General features: G+C 50.7%; 12 protein-coding genes, 1 tRNA gene and 1 riboswitch. Of the genes, 3 read left to right on the top strand and 10 right to left on the bottom strand.

The features are described from left to right. Nucleotides 1–117 precede the first annotated feature (117 nt). The gene (locus ACTHTU_RS02775) at nt 118–1248 is read left to right on the top strand and encodes an FUSC family protein (protein ID WP_440345043.1); all 1131 of its coding nucleotides are present in this window, start codon (nt 118–120) and stop codon (nt 1246–1248) included. A 183-nt stretch (nt 1249–1431) separates the two neighbouring features. Here the strand turns inward: ACTHTU_RS02775 and ACTHTU_RS02770 are convergent. Then, a tRNA-Met gene (locus ACTHTU_RS02770) sits at nt 1432–1508 on the bottom strand. A gap of 111 nt (nt 1509–1619) precedes the next feature. Further along, a riboswitch (TPP riboswitch) is annotated at nt 1620–1719 on the top strand. 93 nt (nt 1720–1812) lie between these two features. Here ACTHTU_RS02770 and thiC point away from each other — a divergent pair. Further along, the gene (gene thiC, locus ACTHTU_RS02765; protein ID WP_440345044.1) at nt 1813–3702 is read left to right on the top strand and encodes a phosphomethylpyrimidine synthase ThiC; all 1890 of its coding nucleotides are present in this window, start codon (nt 1813–1815) and stop codon (nt 3700–3702) included. A 65-nt stretch (nt 3703–3767) separates the two neighbouring features. Here the strand turns inward: thiC and ACTHTU_RS02760 are convergent, their stop codons facing one another. Genes ACTHTU_RS02760 through ACTHTU_RS02750 form a run of 3 tightly spaced genes read right to left on the bottom strand, consistent with a single transcriptional unit; the run spans nt 3768 to nt 5669 of the window. Further along, entirely contained in the window at nt 3768–4490 is a 723-nt protein-coding gene (locus ACTHTU_RS02760) for a hypothetical protein (RefSeq protein WP_377073427.1), read from the bottom strand. Beyond that, nucleotides 4490–4867: a hypothetical protein gene (locus ACTHTU_RS02755; RefSeq protein WP_101755719.1), complete on the bottom strand. Its 378-nt coding sequence runs from the start codon at nt 4865–4867 to the stop codon at nt 4490–4492. The genes ACTHTU_RS02760 and ACTHTU_RS02755 overlap by 1 nt, the downstream gene beginning before the upstream one ends. Nucleotides 4868–4877: 10 nt before the next feature. Then, nucleotides 4878–5669: a M15 family metallopeptidase gene (locus ACTHTU_RS02750; protein WP_440345045.1), complete on the bottom strand. Its 792-nt coding sequence runs from the start codon at nt 5667–5669 to the stop codon at nt 4878–4880. A gap of 121 nt (nt 5670–5790) precedes the next feature. On the opposite strand from ACTHTU_RS02750, the gene ACTHTU_RS02745 reads away from it, so the two are divergent. Further along, entirely contained in the window at nt 5791–6204 is a 414-nt protein-coding gene (locus ACTHTU_RS02745; protein WP_377073430.1) for a helix-turn-helix domain-containing protein, read from the top strand. A gap of 81 nt (nt 6205–6285) precedes the next feature. Here ACTHTU_RS02745 and murJ read toward each other — a convergent pair whose 3' ends face one another. The 6 genes from murJ to ACTHTU_RS02715 all read right to left on the bottom strand — a co-directional run bounded on the left by murJ (nt 6286) and on the right by ACTHTU_RS02715 (nt 12197). Then, entirely contained in the window at nt 6286–7824 is a 1539-nt protein-coding gene (gene murJ / locus ACTHTU_RS02740) for a murein biosynthesis integral membrane protein MurJ (RefSeq protein WP_440361694.1), read from the bottom strand. Between the two features lie 9 nt (nt 7825–7833). Then, complete coding sequence (lpxB, locus tag ACTHTU_RS02735) at nt 7834–9009, bottom strand: lipid-A-disaccharide synthase (RefSeq protein WP_440361693.1); 1176 nt, start codon at nt 9007–9009, stop codon at nt 7834–7836. A 162-nt stretch (nt 9010–9171) separates the two neighbouring features. Further along, a complete protein-coding gene (lpxA, locus tag ACTHTU_RS02730) occupies nt 9172–9948 on the bottom strand; it encodes an acyl-ACP--UDP-N-acetylglucosamine O-acyltransferase (protein WP_440361692.1) in 777 nt (258 codons plus the stop codon). Between the two features lie 74 nt (nt 9949–10022). Then, nucleotides 10023–10472 carry a 3-hydroxyacyl-ACP dehydratase FabZ gene (fabZ, locus tag ACTHTU_RS02725; RefSeq protein WP_003681704.1) on the bottom strand — a complete coding sequence of 150 codons (450 nt, stop codon included), beginning with the start codon at nt 10470–10472 and terminating at the stop codon, nt 10023–10025. Between the two features lie 73 nt (nt 10473–10545). Then, nucleotides 10546–11586 carry a UDP-3-O-(3-hydroxymyristoyl)glucosamine N-acyltransferase gene (lpxD, locus tag ACTHTU_RS02720; RefSeq protein ID WP_440361691.1) on the bottom strand — a complete coding sequence of 347 codons (1041 nt, stop codon included), beginning with the start codon at nt 11584–11586 and terminating at the stop codon, nt 10546–10548. Between the two features lie 101 nt (nt 11587–11687). After that, nucleotides 11688–12197 (bottom strand): OmpH family outer membrane protein, encoded by a 510-nt coding sequence (locus tag ACTHTU_RS02715; RefSeq protein WP_440361690.1) that lies wholly within the window; start codon nt 12195–12197, stop codon nt 11688–11690. Nucleotides 12198–12204 lie beyond the last annotated feature (7 nt).

Here is a 12204-nt window from a genome sequence, read left to right as displayed (position 1 = left end):
TCCTCTTGCGGCAGATAAAATCCGCAATAGGACAAGCCGTTTGGGAGCGGTTCAAATTTCATCTGCTTTACCAATCAGTTATAATTTACATCCCCACATACCGATACGTCTTACAACATGCCTGCCCAATCCGAACGCCTCCATTTTTCCGAACGCTGGCTCAACGCCTACGAACGCTACCGCTATCGCCGCCATATCCACGCCTTCCGCCTCGGCTTGGCAATCGTGTTCTCCACCCTGTTGGCCAAAGTCTTCCACCTGCAACACGGCGAATGGATCGGCATGACCGTATTTGTCGTCCTCGGCATGCTGCAATTCCAAGGCGCGATTTACTCCAAAGCAGTCGAACGCATGCTCGGCACGGCCATCGGTTTGGGTGTCGGGTTGGCCGTTTTATGGTTGAACCAGCATTATTTGCAAGACGGCGTTTTCTTCTATCTGATTATCGGTGCCGCCAGCGCAATAGCCGGTTGGTCGGCAGTCGGCAAAAACGGCTATGTCGCCATGCTTGCCGGTTTGACCATGTGCATGCTCATCGGCGACAGCAGCCACCACTGGCTCGACAGCGGCCTGATGCGCGCCATGAACGTTTTGATTGGTGCCGCCATCGCCATTGCCGCCGCCAAACTCATGCCCCTGCGCTCCACACTCATGTGGCGCTTCATGCTTGCCGACAACCTCACCGACTGCGCCAAAATGATTGCCGAAATCAGCAACGGCAAGCGCATGACGCGCGAGCGTTTGGAACAAAACATGATTAAAATGCGCAAAATCAACGCCCGCATGGTCAAAAGCCGCAGTCATCTGGCCGCCACATCCGGCGAAAGCCACATCAGCAGCAATATGATGGAAGCCATGCAACATGCCCACCGCAAAATCGTCACCACCACCGAGCTGCTCCTGACTACTGCCGCCAAACTGCGCGCGCCCACGCTCAACGAAAGCGAAATCCGCCTGCTCGACCGCCATTTCAACCAACTCCAACGCGAGCTGCGCCTGACCGTTCGTCTCATCAAAGGCCACTACGCCCGCCGCATCCGCATCGATACTTCGCTCAATACCGAACTAAGCAAACCGGCCGCCCGCCTGCATTACGACTGGCAAGGCTTCCTCTGGCTCAGTACCAATATGCGTAACGAAATCGCCGCATTGGTAATTCTGTTGCAACGTTCGCGCAATAAATGGTTGGACAAAAAAGAGTTACAACGCCTGAAAGAATACCTGCGCAACGATACCGATCCGGAGTAACAATAGGCCGTCTGAAAAACGCAAACCCAAAATAAAAGACAAAAACGAATTAGCCGCCGATAACATCGGCCAATAAAAAGGCCGTCTGAAACCCAATGGTTCAGACGGCCTTTCAATCAATCCAATCAACAATAAATACCGCATAAAGCAAAATCCCCTGCGATTGCAGGGGATTTTTATATTTGGTTGCGGGAGCAGGATTCGAACCTACGACCTTCGGGTTATGAGCCCGACGAGCTACCATGCTGCTCCATCCCGCGTCAGAAGTTGTAACTATACGGAAAGACGGAGTCACTGTCAAGCGTTTTTGACCGAAAATACGAAAAACGTCGCTTTACAAAAAACCATCCGCATGGTTTAATTTTTCGTTAATAAAGAAACAGGGGTGCTGCTTTCAAACCGAGCGGCTGAGAAATACCCTTTACACCCGAACAGGATAATACCTGCGTGGGGAGTTTCGGCAAATGTGATTTTAGACGGTTGATTGAAGATATACACAAGGCCGTCTGAAAAAAAGCAATGCTCCTGTTTCCATTTCATAACCGAAAAACAGGAGCAATTTTTATGACTACCGCTAAAAAAACCGGCGATGAGGCGCGCCGTCTTTCCGACTTGAGCGAAGACATCGGCATCCGCTTCCAATATCCAAATTCCGACCGCGTCTATATCCCAGGCAGCCGCGCCGACATCCGCGTGCCTTTACGCGAAATCCGTCAGGACGACACCTACTCGGCGCAAGGTACGGAAGCCAATCCGCCTATTCCGGTGTACGACACCAGCGGCGCATACGGCGATCCGACGGCACACATCGACCTGAAACAAGGGCTGCCGCACGTCCGCACCGCATGGCTGGATGAACGCGGCGATACCGAAATCCTGCCCAAGCTTTCTAGCGAATATGGCACCGAACGCGCACACGATCCGAAAACCGCCCATCTGCGCTTCAACCAAATCACCCGCCCGCGCCGCGCCAAAGCCGGCCGCAACGTAACCCAGCTCCATTACGCCCGCCAAGGCATCATCACGCCCGAAATGGAATTCGTCGCCATACGTGAACGCATGAAGCTGGACGAGCTTTTCAGACGACCCGAATACGCCAAGCTCTTGAAGCAACACGCAGGGCAAAGTTTCGGCGCGAATATCCCGACCCATCCCGACCAAATCACGCCCGAATTTGTGCGCCAAGAAATTGCCGCCGGACGCGCGATTATCCCTGCCAACATCAACCATCCCGAACTCGAACCGATGATTATCGGCCGCAACTTCCGCGTCAAAATCAACGGCAACTTAGGCAACTCTGCCGTCACTTCCAGCCTGACAGAAGAAGTCGAAAAAATGGTGTGGTCGCTGCGTTGGGGCGCAGACACGATTATGGACTTATCCACAGGCGCGCACATCCACGAAACGCGCGAATGGATTATCCGCAACGCGCCCGTCCCCATCGGTACGGTGCCCATCTACCAGGCTTTGGAAAAAACCGGCGGCATCGCCGAAGACCTGACTTGGGATTTGGTGCGCGATACCTTAATCGAGCAGGCAGAACAAGGTGTGGACTATTTCACCCTGCACGCAGGCGTATTGCTGCGTTATGTACCGATGACCGCCGACCGCCTCACCGGCATCGTATCGCGCGGCGGTTCGATTATGGCGAAATGGTGTCTCGCCCACCACAAAGAAAACTTCCTCTACACGCATTTCGACGAAATCTGCGAAATTATGAAAGCCTACGACGTCTCGTTCAGCCTCGGCGACGGCCTTCGGCCCGGCTGCATTGCCGATGCCAACGACGAATCCCAATTTGCCGAGCTGCACACCTTGGGCGAATTGACTGCCAAAGCGTGGGAGCATGACGTACAAGTGATGATCGAAGGCCCCGGCCATGTACCGTTGCAACGCGTCAAAGAAAATATGACCGAAGAGCTACAACACTGCTTTGAAGCGCCTTTCTACACCCTCGGCCCGCTCGTTACCGACATCGCCCCCGGCTACGACCACATCACTTCGGGCATAGGCGCAACCAATATCGGCTGGTACGGCACAGCCATGCTCTGCTACGTTACCCCGAAAGAGCATCTCGGCCTGCCCGACAAAGAAGACGTGCGTACCGGCATTATCACCTACAAACTCGCCGCCCACGCCGCAGACCTCGCCAAAGGCTGGCCGGGCGCACAATTACGCGACAACGCCCTGAGCAAGGCGCGTTTCGAGTTCCGCTGGCGCGACCAATTCCGATTAAGCCTCGACCCCGAACGCGCCGAGAGCTTCCACGACGAAACCCTGCCTGCCGAAGGAGCAAAAATCGCCCACTTCTGCTCAATGTGCGGCCCCAAATTCTGCTCGATGAAAATCACGCAGGAAGTGCGCGATTACGCCGACAAGCAAAAAGCCCAACGGCAAGGCATGGAAGAAAAAGCGATTGAGTTCGTCAAAAAAGGAGCGAAGCTTTACAGTTAAAATGTAACGCAAGAAAAGGCCGTCTGAAAATGTTTCAGACGGCCTTTTTTTGGGGAGTTGTTTTCTTATTGCACTACGCTCATTTCATCTGTAGGCCTTATTTCATCAGGACTGGATACGTTAGTCTCAGGTAATTGTACAGGATTCATCTCATCGAAGGACTGTTGTTGCCATTCTGACCTATGGTAAGCTGCCTCCTGATTCTCAATTTCTTCCTTAGCACGTTTTTCTTCTAAATTCTGGTTGATAATTATGTTTTTTGACAAAGCATAATTCAACATTGAACTAATACCAGCAACAGCATTGGTACTATCTTCTATTTCAGAATAAATCTGTTTCCCATCATCGGTCGGCTGAAGATTATAAACAAGATCAATTTGATATTTATTGGCAGCGGTTGCTGATTTCTTATAATTAAAGCTCGTCAGAAATTTTTCTATGTTATCGTTCTGTCCACTTTCCTCTAATGCAACCTGTATATCGCTAAGAAGGTCAGTAGGTATGCTAAGCGTGAGCTTACTTTCACAAAAAACTTTATTACTGTTAGGATCATTTTTAGATGTGCGGATATCTTCAAAAGACATTCCGATTTTTGCAATTGTTGCACGGATTGAAGACAAAGTTAAGTTACTATTCTCTGAACGTAACTGCTTTTCTGTAGCTTCGGTAACTACATTTTTCAAGACAAGTAGTCCATTCTCATCACTACAAGCAATTTTATTTTTAGAGCCACAGCCTGATAGCAAGAACAGACCTACTGCACTGATATATAACAAACCTTTAATCATCAACGGGTGCTCACACTGACACGGTTGCGGTAAATATCAACGTAAATTACGGGATTGCCATCAACAATGCGACGGATAGTAGCCTGTCCAATACTACCCGAAGCTAACCAACGTTCTAAGCGCGAACGATTTTCGGCTGACGCAAATACGCAATCGCCTTCATCTTCGTTATCTCGCACACCAAATTTGTGGAAATTGGCACGTTCTTGGCGGATGATAGCAGCAACAACATCTTTACTGTATTGCGTAGCGATATAATTACCGCTGCTGTTAAATTTATCGTTCTGAGATATCCGCGCACGATAAGAACATAGATAATCTGATGAGAAAGCTTGTGTTGATAATAAAATACTTCCTAAAATTAACCATTTTTTCATAAGTTTTCCTTTAAAGTGAACGACATTGTTTGATTAATAATTCCGGCCTATATTCAAAATGCACGGAATCATAGTGATACCATTTCCCTCCCCAAATGAAGCCATGCTTTTCAAAGACTGCAACCATTCTCTTTAAGATAGCATCTTGGCGCAGAGCTTGTGGATAGGTACAGGCTTTACCCTCTTTACAGCCTGACCACTGCCAATATGTACCTAGGCCTTTAGGCAATGAGAAGTCAATGGCAATACCGAAAGCATGGGCACTACGCCGCTTAGTTCCACTAATGAAGCGATAGTTAAATGTCCCTGCGGTTTTGGCAGCATAACTTTTTAAGTTAAAATCAGCCGCCAACTCTCTACCAACTGTCTCCAGTTTTTCAGCTGCTCCGTTTACTTTGTTAAACATAACTGTTCTTCCTGACGGAGCCCAATAGATAGGGACCAAATTTTTTCTTACCTCTGCCTCATTTTCGCCATACATTTCAGCAAAGAAAGCATCATCACGCAAACGCCCTGCATCTTCATTAACTTTAGGAGTTGAAAAATCCAAAGGATAAATCTGTTCCAGTTGATCTAATAAACCTGCGCTATTCAATTTTTTAAAATAATCTGAATATTTCGATTTTGCCAATGCAAATGTTTGTCCGTTAACCGAAACAGTTGCGCCGGTAGCTTTGACAGTTTGCGGATAGGCAGCCTGAAAACATTGAGCAGCGGCTTGTTGCACAATTTCCCGAGCATGGCTTTGCATGGTAATAGTTAAGAAAAACACAAAGGAAATAAAAGTTCTCCAACCCATCATTATGCTTAAGGTATCTATTTATAATGGCATAATTTTATGTAACCAACTGCTGGTAAGCCAGCAACCAAAAGTGATAAAATCCTACTGAAGTTTGGGTTGAAATTAATAAAAAGTGGTAACTATGAAGACATATGAAAAAATCCGGTTAATGCGAGAAATGAACCAATGGTCACAGGAAGAGGTTGCGGATAAATTAAATCTTTCCACCAACGGTTATGCAAAAATTGAACGCGGTGAAACTAGATTGAACTTACCACGCCTGGAGCAAATTGCTGAAATTTTTCATATTGACTTACTCGATTTGCTTCAATCCGAAAATAAAGGTTTTGTATGCCAAATTAATGAAGGCGACAACAACAGTGATATTTCTTTCTATGCAACACCTTCACAAGAGTTAACTGCAGAAATTGAACAATTAAAGCTGACTATTAAACATCAACAAGAATTAATGTTGCACAAAGATCAACTGCTACAGCAAAAAATAGATGAAAATCTATTACTGAAAGAATTGATTGAAAATCTGCGTTCGAAATAAAATAAAAGGCCGTCTGAAAATGTTTCAGACGGCCTTTTTAGTGAATAGCCTTTAAGCCAAAGCAATACGCACTACAGTTGCTTATTTTTCCACTCTGCGGAAATGGTGCGGACGGAAGCCGAGCGCGGCTAGGGAAACGAAGTAGAGGCCGCCGCCCAAGGCAATCAGGACGCAGAGTTGGCCTGCTTTTTTAAAGCCGCCGACGTGCACCCATTCAAACGGCAGATAATATTGCGCCAGCCACAAACCGCTGCCCATGACAACCAAAGAGATGACCATTTTAACCAAAAACGCTGCCCAACCTTTACCGGGGCGGTAGATGCCGTGTTTGCGCAAAAGGAAAAACAGCAAACCTGCATTCAGACACGCGCCCAAACCGATAGCGAGGGACAGGCCGACGTGTTTAAGCGGCGAAATAAAGGCGAGGTTCATCAACTGCGTGCAAATCAGTGTGAAAATAGCGACCTTAACAGGAGTTTTGATGTTTTGGCGTGCGTAGAAACCGGGTGCCAACACTTTAATCATAATCAGACCGATCAAGCCGAAGGAATAGGCAATCAGCGCGTGTTGGGTCATTTGCGCGTCGTGCAGCGTAAATTCACGGTACATGAACAAGGTTGTAACCAGAGGGAAAGACAACACGGCAAGGCCGACGGCGGCAGGCAGGGTCAGCAGCATACACAGGCGCAAACCCCAGTCGAGCAGGCCGGAAAACTGCTCGGTATCCTGACTGGCGGCGTGTTTGGACAAGGTAGGCAATAAGATTGTACCGAGTGCTACGCCCAAAACGCCGGTCGGCAATTCCATCAGCCTGTCGGCGTAATACATCCACGACACGCTGCCGGACTGCAAAAACGAGGCAAAAATGGTGTTGATAACCAAGGAAATCTGCGCCACGCTCACGCCTAAAATAGCCGGTCCCATCTGTTTCATTACGCGGTTGACCGCCGCATCTTTAAAGCTGAGTTTGGGCATTTTCAAGAAGCCCAGTTTCGCCAACCAAGGCAGTTGGAACACCAGCTGCAACACGCCGCCGACAAATACCGCCCACGCCAAAGCCATAACAGGCGGATCGAAATACGGTACGAAGAACAGGGAAAAGACAATAAAGGAGATGTTCAAAAATGTCGGCGTAAAGGCGGGAATGCCGAATTTATGATAGGAATTGAGTATCGAACCAACAAAAGACGACAAGGAAATCAAAAAGATATAAGGAAACGTCACCCGCAGCAGGTCGATGGAAAGCTGAAACTTATCGGCTTCTTTGGCAAAACCGGGCGCAGAAACATAAATCACCCACGGCGCGGCTAGTATGCCCAGCGCAGTAACGATGACCAGCACAAACGACAACATACCGGCCACATGGCGCACAAACGCCTGCGTGGCTTCGGGCGAGCGGGTTTCTTTGTATTCCGCCAAAATCGGTACAAAGGCTTGGGCAAATGCGCCTTCTGCAAACACGCGCCGCAGCAGGTTGGGCAGTTTGAACGCGACAAAAAACGCATCCGTCGCCATGCCTGCACCAAACGCACGGGCAATAATCGTATCGCGCACAAAGCCCAAAATGCGCGACACCATCGTCAGGCTGCCAACCTTGGCCAAGGCTCCCAATAAATTCATGTATTTTCCTTAATTGTCTTTAAGGCCGTCTGAAAATCCGGCTTCTTCCAATACTGCTGCCGCCGCTAATGCCGCCGTATCTTTTTTCAACAACAGATGCAAGGCGTGGAAATCCTGTTCCAACGCGGCCACGGCTTCAGGGCGGTCATACCAGTCTGCCACGGCCTGCGCCAGTTTTTCAGGGACGGCATCATGTTGCAGCAACTCGGGAACAGCGTTTTTACCCAACAAAATATTGGGCAAACCAACATGCGGCACTTTGATTTTGTTTTTCACATACGCATAAGTCAGCGGCGAAATTTTGTAGCTGATGACCATAGGCCGCTTGCACAAGGCCACTTCCAAAGTCGCTGTACCGCTGGTGACCAATACCACGTCGGCAGCAGTGCAAACCGTATCCGACTGCTTGTCGGTCAGCGTGATGGGAAGAGAGGCAAACTCGGGCTGCGCCAAAATTTCGCTAATGCGTTTGCGCGTTGCGGCCGTTGCCACAGGCAGCAAAAACTGTGCCTGCAGATAGCGTTTCAGCAGCAATAAGGCCGTCTGAAAAAACACCGCCGCCATGTAATCGATTTCGCTCACGCGGCTGCCGGGCAATATGGCAAACACGGGCACGTCCACAGGCACGCCCAGCTTCTGCCGCGCCGCCGCCCTATCCGCTTCCACCGGCATGGTTTGCGCCATCGGATGGCCGACAAACTCAGCCTTGCCGCCGGCATCGATATAAAGCTGCGGCTCCATCGGAAACAGGCACAACACGCGGTTGACCTGATGCACGATTTTATTGACCCGTTCGCGCCGCCATGCCCAAACCGACGGGCTGACGTAATGAACGGTATGAATGCCTGCCTGCTTGAGTTTTTCCGCCACGCCGAGATTAAAGTCCGGCGCATCGATGCCGATAAACACATTTGGTTTGAGGCGGATTAAATCGTTCACCAGCCCTTTGCGGATTTTCAAAATCTGCGGCAGGCGTTTGATGACCTCAACAAAACCGCGCACCGCCAGCTTTTCCTGATCGTACAAACTCTCAAAACCCTCCGCCTTCATTCGCTCGCCGCCGATGCCGGTAAACCGCGCATTCGGGCAGCGCGCCTTAATGGCACGGATTAAGTGTGCGCCGAGCAAGTCGCCGGAAGCTTCGCCGACGCTGATGGCGATAAGGGGGGAAGAATTGGGGGTCATGTGTTATTGAGGTTTGGAAGCTAAAAGATTTTGTGGCGGACATTTGCCCGCCCGTTTTCAGACGGCATCGGCAGTAAACGGACAGGAAACCTGCCCTACTGCGCAGTTTTTTGCAATCCAAAGGCCGTCTGAAAAAGTTTCAGACGGCCTTCAATCCATCCATCAACGGATAATGCCGCGTGTGGATTGTGCAAAAAAGTCTTTAAATACAGCCAATTCGCTTTGGGTTTCGGCGCGTTTCAGAATGTCTGCCTTGGCCTCTTCAAACGGAATGCCGCGATGGTAAATGGTTTTATACGCATCTTTGACGGAGGCAATCTGTTCGGCAGTGAAACCATTGCGGCGCATACCTTCGCTGTTGAGGCCGGCCGGTTCGGCGCGGTAGCCTGCAGCCATAAAGTATGGCGGTACGTCTTTGTGTACGCCGGCGGCAAACGCGGTCATGGCGTAGTCGCCGATTTGGCAGAATTGGAACACCAGCGTGTAGCCGCCCAAGACGACGTAGTCGCCGATGGTAACGTGGCCTGCGAGTGAGGCGTTGTTGGCGAAGATGGTATGGTTCCCGACCACGCAGTCATGGGCGAGGTGGCAGTAGGCCATAATCCAGTTGTCGTCGCCGATACGGGTTTCGCCGATGCCGGTAACCGTGCCGAGGTTGAACGTCGTAAATTCGCGGATGGTGTTGCCGTTGCCGATAATCAGCTTGGTCGGCTCGTCGCGGTATTTTTTGTCCTGCGGAATTTCGCCGAGGCTGGCAAATTGGAAAATGCGGTTGTTTTCACCGATGGTCGTATGGCCGTTGATGACGACGTGCGGGCCGATTTCGGTATTCGCACCGATTTGGACATTGGAGCCGATGATGCTGTATGGGCCGACTTTGACGCTGGAGTCGAGTTCGGCTTTAGGGTCGATGACGGCGGTCGGATGGATAAGGGTCATGCTGTCTCCTTGCTGTCTGATACAGGTATTGCCTGCAAGATGCCGCCTGAACGTTCAGACGGCCTGTCCCATTTTTACACCACGCGTTTGGCGCACATAATCACGGCTTCAACGGCAACTTGGCCGTCGACTTTGGCAACGGCGTTGAATTTGCCGATACCGCGTTTGTTGGTCAACAGCTCAACTTCAAAAACCAGTTGGTCGCCGGGGATGACTTGGCGTTTGAAACGGGCGTCGTCGATACCGGCGAAGAAGAAGAATTCGTTTTCTTTGCGGCCGCCTTCGCTGAGGATGGCGAGTGTGCCGCACGCTTGCGCCATGGCTTCGATAATCAACACGCCGGGCATCACGGGCAGGTCGGGAAAGTGGCCTTGGAACTGCGGCTCGTTCATGGTGACATTTTTAATCGCAGTCAGGGTTTTCATCGGTTCGAACGCAGTAATGCGGTCGAGTTGCAAAAACGGATAACGGTGTGGGATAAGTTTTTGAATGTCTTTGGCTTCGATCGGGAGTTGTACGTCCATGATGTTCGTCTTTCCTTATTTGTATTGGGTTTAAACGTATTCGGATGCGGGGCGCGGACTGTTTGCGCCGCCTTTAGGCTTCGTCGCTGTCGGCAAGCTGTTTTTCCAGCGTCTTGAGGCGTTTGTTCATTTCGCTCAAACGGTGGATATAAACGGCATTGCGCGCCCAGTCTTTGTAGCCCGACATCGGGAAAATACCGGCCAGATGCTGGCCGCTTTCGGTAATGCTGTGGGTAACGGATGTACCGCCGCCGATGGTGGTTTTATCGGCGATTTCGATGTGTCCGACCGTGCCGACGCCGCCGCCGATAATGCAATAATTGCCGATGGTGACGCTGCCGGAAATACCAGTTTTGGCGGCGATAACGGTGTGCGAACCGATTTTGCAGTTGTGGCCGATTTGGACTTGGTTGTCGATTTTGGTGCCGTTGCCGACGGTCGTGTCGCTCATCGCGCCACGGTCGATATTAGTGTTCGAACCGATTTCCACATCATCGCCCAGCGTGACTGCGCCGGTTTGCGGGATTTTAAACCATGAATCGCCGGCGAAGGCCAAGCCGAAACCGTCCGCACCGATGACTGCGCCGCTGTGGATTTCGACACGGTTGCCCAAAGTGCAGCCGTAATAAATGACAGCGTTTGGATGCAGCACGACTTCATCCCCCAACGTGCAATCGTGTTGGACAACGGCATTAGCCAAAATACGGCAGCCTTCGCCCAATACGGCATTCGCGCCGATATAGGCATTCGCGCCGATTTCGCAGCTTGCCGGCACTTTGGCGCTTGCATCGACAACGGCAGTCGGATGTACGCCGCCCTGTGCTTTGACAATCGGCGAGAACAATCGTGCCACTTTGGCAAAATAAAGATAAGGGTCGGCAGCCACAATCAGGTTGCGGCCTGCAAATTCGTCCGCGGCTTTCGGCGACACAATCACTGCGCCTGCCTGGCTGTCGTGTACTTCGGCTTTGTATTTCGGATTAGCCAAAAAGCTGATGTGTTCCGCCTGCGCCTGATCCAACGGACGGACGGCGGTAATGGCGATGTCTTCGCCTTTCCATTCGCCGCCGAGTTGGGAAACGATTTGGGACAGGGTGTATGCTTGTGAAGTCATGATAATCTGCCGTCACGATGTCAGGCCGTCTGAAAGATGCCGGTTTGGGTTTCAGACGGCCTTAGGTTTGTCTGTATGGTCACATTCGCTGCCGAGCAGGGTCAGTGTGCGTTTAGGGCTTTGATAACGCTGTCGGTAATGTCGTAGCGGCCGTTGACGTAAATCACGTCCTGCAAGATGAAGTCGTAACCTTCGCTTTTGGCCAAATCGACGATGACGCGGTTGGCATTTTGCTGGAGCGCGGCGAATTCTTCATTGCGGCGTAGGTTGTAGTCTTCAGCCAACTCAGCCTGCTGCTTGCGGAATTTCTGTACCAGATTGCGCCATTTTTGGGTTTCCGCTTCCCTTTGGCTGTCGCTAAGCTTGTCGCCGCTCAGTTTTCGCTCTAAAGCCTCGCCTTCCTGCTGCAGCTTTTGCAAGGCAGTTTGACGGCTTTTGAACTCTTTTTCCAAAGTCATCTGAATGTTTTGCGCCTGCTTGGATTCCTGATAAACGCGCTCGGTATTGATAAAACCGATTTTCTGCACGCCATCCGCCGCCGCTTGCGGCAACAGCACGAAACCCGGCAGGGCTACGGCGAGGACACGGAGGGTGTCGGCTATTTTACTCATGATAAAA

The organism is Neisseria sp. P0020.S005 (assembly GCF_051957055.1).
Lineage (GTDB): Bacteria > Pseudomonadota > Gammaproteobacteria > Burkholderiales > Neisseriaceae > Neisseria > Neisseria subflava_A.
Note: the sequence above shows the minus strand (reverse complement) of the source record. Positions and strands in the feature narration are given on the sequence as shown.